This window comes from Ruoffia sp. FAM 20857, assembly GCF_045528645.1.
Taxonomy (GTDB): Bacteria; Bacillota; Bacilli; order Lactobacillales; family Aerococcaceae; genus Ruoffia; species Ruoffia halotolerans.
Window position 1 is genome coordinate 1 of sequence record NZ_JBGQRB010000095.1, and the last position, 2112, is coordinate 2112.

The 2112-nt window shown below is 34.1% G+C and carries 2 tRNA genes; both read left to right on the forward strand.

Features of this window, described 5'->3' with window-relative positions:
- The first annotated feature begins 46 nt into the window (after positions 1-46).
- Positions 47-120 (forward strand) — tRNA-Pro (locus tag ACEN4N_RS11315).
- A gap of 10 nt (positions 121-130) precedes the next feature.
- A tRNA-Ala gene (locus ACEN4N_RS11320) sits at positions 131-203 on the forward strand.
- Positions 204-2112 lie beyond the last annotated feature (1909 nt).

A 2112-nucleotide genomic window follows, 5' to 3' on the forward strand; every position in this document is an offset into this window, starting at 1 on the left:
GAATCAGGCGGTTGTAGGTTCGACTCCTACAGGGTGCGTTTCATTTCGGGAAGTAGCTCAGCTTGGTAGAGCACTTGGTTTGGGACCAAGGGGTCGCAGGTTCGAATCCTGTCTTCCCGATTGATATATTGGGGGATTAGCTCAGCTGGGAGAGCGCCTGCCTTGCACGCAGGAGGTCAGCGGTTCGATCCCGCTATCCTCCATATAAGATTAAAGAAAGAGATGTAGATTTTAAAATCTATGTCTCTTTTTTTGTGTTTCTTTGTCAAATAGGGTTGATGTTTCATTTTAGTCGAGATCAAGCAGCAGAAATCGTTGCTTGGTCTTTATTTATTTAAGCGACATATCAATAATGAGAGGTTTCAATCGAGTTTATACAACAACCAATTTGTTTTAGATTTTAAACTGAAGGAATGTGTAGTAAACTTTTGGTAATAAGTACATTCAATCAATAATCTTGAAAAATACATGCAAAAACAGTGGTTAATGTGAATTTTAATAAATTTTGGAAAGAATTTACTACATTGCCAGAGGTTGAGGCAATTGCTCTAGGGGGATCAAGACTAAAACAAATATTTGATGAAAAGGCGGACAATGACTTATATATTTACTGTAATGAGATACCAATTGAGAATACTCTAAGACGAATATTGGAGAATGACTGTCATTATATGGAGTTTGGAAATTCATAATGGGAGCATGAAGACAATTGTACATTGAAAGATGGAATAGATATTGAAATCTTGAGGACTTTTCACAACAAATATATTCAGTCGTTGAAGAGTTTAATCCGAGCAATGGATACACAACTTGTATGGGGCATAATCTTTTACATTGCAACATTCTATTTGATAATAATGGTAAATTGGAAAAACGGCAAAATAAGTATCAAATATCAGACCAGAAGAGTTATGTAAAGATATTATAAAAACAACATGGATCTACTCACTGGTAGCCTGCCATCATATGATAAACAGATAGAAAAAATTCTTGTTCGTAAGGATATAGTAAGTATAAACTATAGAGTTGCAGCATTTCTAGAGTCGTACCTCGATATTATATTTGCGATTAACCGATTAACGCATCCTGGAGAAAAAAGATGATAACCTATGCAAAAACAGACGCAACCATTCTTCCTGAAGCATTTAATTATAATTTTAGAAGGATTATTTCAGAATATGTTTGAGGAGTCAGGAAAAACAATGGAAATACTTAAGAGCATAATTACTGAATTACAGAAAGTAGTGTAATGGGTTATCCAAAGGCAAAAAACACTGGCAGTATTAAATTCATAAATAGATAAAGCATTCGGTGTATCAGGTACTACTCCATGGGGAGCAACCACAATTATGAGTAGATAAATAACACAAGTTTCCTGATGAATTTGTTACACGAATTATAGGATGAACTGCAAATAAGCACCATGTCTATTAGATGTTAAATGAAAGTAATTAATAAGAAGAGGTAGGCAAGGCAATTAGATTTTTCTAAAATCTCTATAGAAGGAATAAGCACAAAATTAAGAAAATTCTTTAAAAAAATGGATAGTGATCCAATAGAAATAATGTTTGATAAGTCAGTACTACATTGGATTATTACATGTATAAATAATCTACCAAGTATCGGTAATATTAACTGATAGCATCTTGAGATGGCTATAACATAAGATAAAGAGATGTCTACAATAATTAGAATTCAAAAGATGAAATAACTTCCAAAAAGTGTTGACAAAGGCTATGGGTTCATGCTATTATAATTAGGTTGTCAATTGAGACAGCACCAACGAATCGAGCAACGAACTTTGGTTGAATAAAAGATTCAAAAAAAGGTTGACAGTGTATCGAGTAACATGATACAATATAGACCTTGTCACATGAAGTGGCGAGAAAAAAGCGAAGCATGTGAGACCAATTAAAATTAATTGAAACAATTAGTTGACAATTGCGTAACAAACATGTTACAATAATGAAGTTGCATCACAACCGCAACGAAAGCTCATTGAAAACTGAACAAAGATAAACACACCAAATGTGTAAGGGGATCTGTTCTACGGAACAGACAACCAAACAATTTCGCTGGACGACCACCAGTTTAAAAAAGGTCAACAAAGCT